The sequence below is a fragment of the Spongiactinospora gelatinilytica genome (genome assembly GCF_003236385.1).
Lineage (GTDB): Bacteria > Actinomycetota > Actinomycetes > Streptosporangiales > Streptosporangiaceae > Spongiactinospora > Spongiactinospora gelatinilytica.
On record NZ_POUA01000581.1, the window covers coordinates 1 to 3027 of the forward strand.

Annotated in this window: 5 protein-coding genes; 3 read left to right on the forward strand and 2 right to left on the reverse strand. The window is 70.8% G+C overall.

The window, feature by feature from the left end; all coding sequences use genetic code 11:
- Positions 1 to 449: FAD-binding oxidoreductase (locus C1I98_RS37210; protein ID WP_438672134.1), on the reverse strand; the 449-nt coding region annotated here is incomplete at its 3' end.
- Between the two features lie 88 nt (positions 450 to 537).
- Between C1I98_RS37210 and C1I98_RS37215 the strand changes: the two genes are divergently transcribed.
- The 3 genes from C1I98_RS37215 to C1I98_RS37225 all read left to right on the forward strand — a co-directional run bounded on the left by C1I98_RS37215 (position 538) and on the right by C1I98_RS37225 (position 2416).
- The gene (locus C1I98_RS37215; protein WP_306461949.1) at positions 538 to 951 is read left to right on the forward strand and encodes a glycerol-3-phosphate dehydrogenase C-terminal domain-containing protein; all 414 of its coding nucleotides are present in this window, start codon (positions 538 to 540) and stop codon (positions 949 to 951) included.
- Between the two features lie 180 nt (positions 952 to 1131).
- The gene (locus tag C1I98_RS37220) at positions 1132 to 2001 is read left to right on the forward strand and encodes a sucrase ferredoxin (protein ID WP_233508516.1); all 870 of its coding nucleotides are present in this window, start codon (positions 1132 to 1134) and stop codon (positions 1999 to 2001) included.
- A gap of 103 nt (positions 2002 to 2104) precedes the next feature.
- Positions 2105 to 2416 carry a WhiB family transcriptional regulator gene (locus C1I98_RS37225; RefSeq protein ID WP_111171958.1) on the forward strand — a complete coding sequence of 104 codons (312 nt, stop codon included), beginning with the start codon at positions 2105 to 2107 and terminating at the stop codon, positions 2414 to 2416.
- Between the two features lie 57 nt (positions 2417 to 2473).
- Here C1I98_RS37225 and C1I98_RS37230 read toward each other — a convergent pair.
- On the reverse strand, positions 2474 to 3027 hold a 554-nt coding region (locus C1I98_RS37230), incomplete at its 5' end, for a phosphoribosyltransferase (RefSeq protein WP_111171959.1).

A 3027-nucleotide genomic window follows, 5' to 3' on the forward strand; every position in this document is an offset into this window, starting at 1 on the left:
GCCCACGACTCCCCCGGCCCCTCCCCCAGCGGCACTCCGCCGAATCCGGACAGGACGGTGGAGACCCGCTCGCGTAGCGTCCGCACGTCCTCGGCCGTGCCCTCGTAGCCCGCGATGGCGAGGCAGCCGCCCTCGGCCTCCGGGCCCCCGGTCACCTCCGACGCGGCCTGGCCCGCCATCGTCTCGGTCTCGTCGGAAAGCCGCAGCACCGTGGGCAGCGGCCCGCGCTGGGCCAGGTTGCGCAGCGCCGCCGCGCCCTCGGCGAAGGAGGCGAACCGCCAGCCCTCGTAGATCTTCTCGGCGGGAGCCCGCCGCACCCGCAGGCGCAGGGAGGTGATGACGCCGAACGCGCCCTCCGAGCCGAGCACGAGCTGGCGCAGGTCCGGCCCGGCGGCGGAGCGCGGGGCGCGGCCCAGGCTGAGCGTCCCGCCGGGGGTCGCGACGGTCATGCCCATGACCATGTCGTCGAAGCGGCCGCGGGGCTGCGGCCCTTGCTGACGGGGGACGGGCGCACGGTACCTCTCACGGCGGCACGCGGTGCTCACCTCGCCCGACGGGATCGTCACGGTGATCGGCGGCAAGCTCACGACGTATCGCCGGATGGCGGAGGACGCCGTGGACCGCGCGGTGGCCCTGAGATCGCTACAGGCGGGCCCGAGCCCCACCGCGCGCCTCTCACTCGTGGGCGCGGCTTCGGGGGCCGTGCGGGGGCCCTGGCGACTCGTGGAGCGGTACGGGGCGGAGGCGCAGGCCGTGCAGGCGCTGGCGGAGGCCGATCCGGCGCTGGCCGAGCCGGTCGGGCCGGGGGTCATCGCGGCCGAGTTCGCCTGGGGCGCCCGGCACGAGGGCGCGCTCGACGCGGCGAACCTGCTCGACCGCAGGACTCGCGTGGGCCTCGTCCCGTCCGACCGGGAGGCCGCCCTTCCGGCCGCCTTGGCCGCCATGTCCTGACAAGGGTTCTTTAGGCAATCCCGACATGCGTCTGGAGTGTCACCCCGGGTACGCGATGACCCCTTGGTTAGGTTAGGGTTACCTAAGCAAATCTGAGAAGGGGGTCTCGTGCCGGTCAGTCCGGAGCCCGAAGCCGCACCGAAAGGCTGCTCGCATCCACGCGGGTGCCACACCGGCGACGTGCCCACGCTCGCGAGCGCCACGGTGGGCGCGCGAAGCTGGCTCCTGATAGAGCACGACGGACCCTGGGCGGCACGGCTGCCCGAGTGCCGGGTCCCCGACGAGGTCGCCGCTCTCATCGCGCGGGCCTCGGCGGCAGGCGTACGCCCCCAGCTCATCCGCAGACCCGGAAAGCGGACCCGCTCGACACGCCAGGGCGTCCATGTGCTATTGGCGCACTCCACCGGGGACACCCCGTGGCTGGCCGAAGGCGTTTTCGCTGATCCAGACGATCTTGACCTGGACTCGCTGGTGCGCGGAGTGGTCCCCGAGTCCTGCATACTGGTGAGCGAGCCGGTATTTCTGGTCTGCACGCACGCCAAGCGCAATGCGTGTTGTGCCCGCATAGGTCTACCTCTCGCGCGATATCTCGGGGAAAACCTCCCGGGGAGAGTGTGGGAAACGTCACACGTTGGCGGCGATCGATACGCCGCCAACCTGGTGTGCTTGCCACACGGGCTTTACTACGGCAACATGTCTGAGGCTGCCGCGCTCGCGGCGGCAAACGCGTACCGGCACGGCGAGGTGGTTCTCGATCGTTTCCGGGGACGCGCGGGCATCCCTGAGCCACTGCAGGCCGCCGAGCACTTCGTGCGTGACCACACGGGCGAGCTCTCCGTCGGCGGAGTGGCCGTGGAATCCTCACGGTCGGACGGTGACGTCACCACGGCGGTAATGCGCCATGGCGACGCACGGTTCCGGGTTGTGGTCGAACCGATGGTGTTCCCAACACCGTGCGGTACGGCTTGCGCCGAGACGATCACGACCTACCGGCTGGTGTCGCTGGACAGGCTGACGCCTGTGCGCTATGCCATGCCTGCTCTGACTTGACCGTCGGGAACACCACGGGCACGCAACGCGTTGACTCAGAGACGCCATAAGCGTCCAATGCGGCAGAAACCCGAAATACCTCTCACTATAAGGTGGTTGTCTCATGTCTCAGGTACGTCGGCAGATCGCCCGCCCGCGACCAAGCTGGGGCTGGCAGGACGACGCCGCGTGCCGGGGTGAGGACCTCGTACTTTTCTTCGGCCCTGACGGCGAGCGTCAGCCCGAGCGTGACATTCGAGAGCGCAAGGCCAAGGCCATCTGCGCCCAGTGCCCCGTCCGCGTGGAGTGTCTCGACTACGCGCTGTCTCGCCCGGAAAAGTACGGCACCTGGGGCGGACTCAACGAGGACGAGCGCGCGTCCGAGCGTCGTCGTCGCATGCGCCGTGCCGCAAGCGCCGGCATCAGTGCCGCCTGATCCCCTCAAACCCGGCAGCAGCCGTTTCCCCCTGGCGCGTGATCATGCTCTGCATGATCACGCGTTCGGCCCGTAGCGGCGAAGTACGTCCAGCACATCGGCATCGGAGAGCTGCCCGAACCGTGCGTACCACTGGCCGACCGCCTGGAACTCCGGCGGCGCTGCGGGCACCACGACCTCATCGGCCTCCTCCCGCATCGACGCGACCGTCTCCGGCGCACCGACCGGTACGGCCAGCACCAGCCGCGCAGGGCCTTCCTTGCGTACCGCGCGAAGCCCGGCCCGCGCCGTGTTCCCCGTGGCCAGCCCGTCGTCCACGATGATGACATCGCGCCCGCCCAGCTCGGGCAGCGGCCGATCGCCCCGATAGGCGGCCACCCGCCGGCGCAGTTCGGCCCGCTCCTCCTCCACCACGGCGGCCAGCGCGTCCTGTGACAGGCCCAGCCGCCGCATCAACCCGGTGTCGAAGACCGGCTCACCGCCCTCGGCGATCGCCCCGACGCCCAGCTCGGGCTGCGGCGGATAACCGATCTTCCTGGTGACCAGCACGTCGAGCACCCCGCCGAGCCGTTCCGCCACCGGCGCCCCGACCGGCAACCCCCCACGCGGCA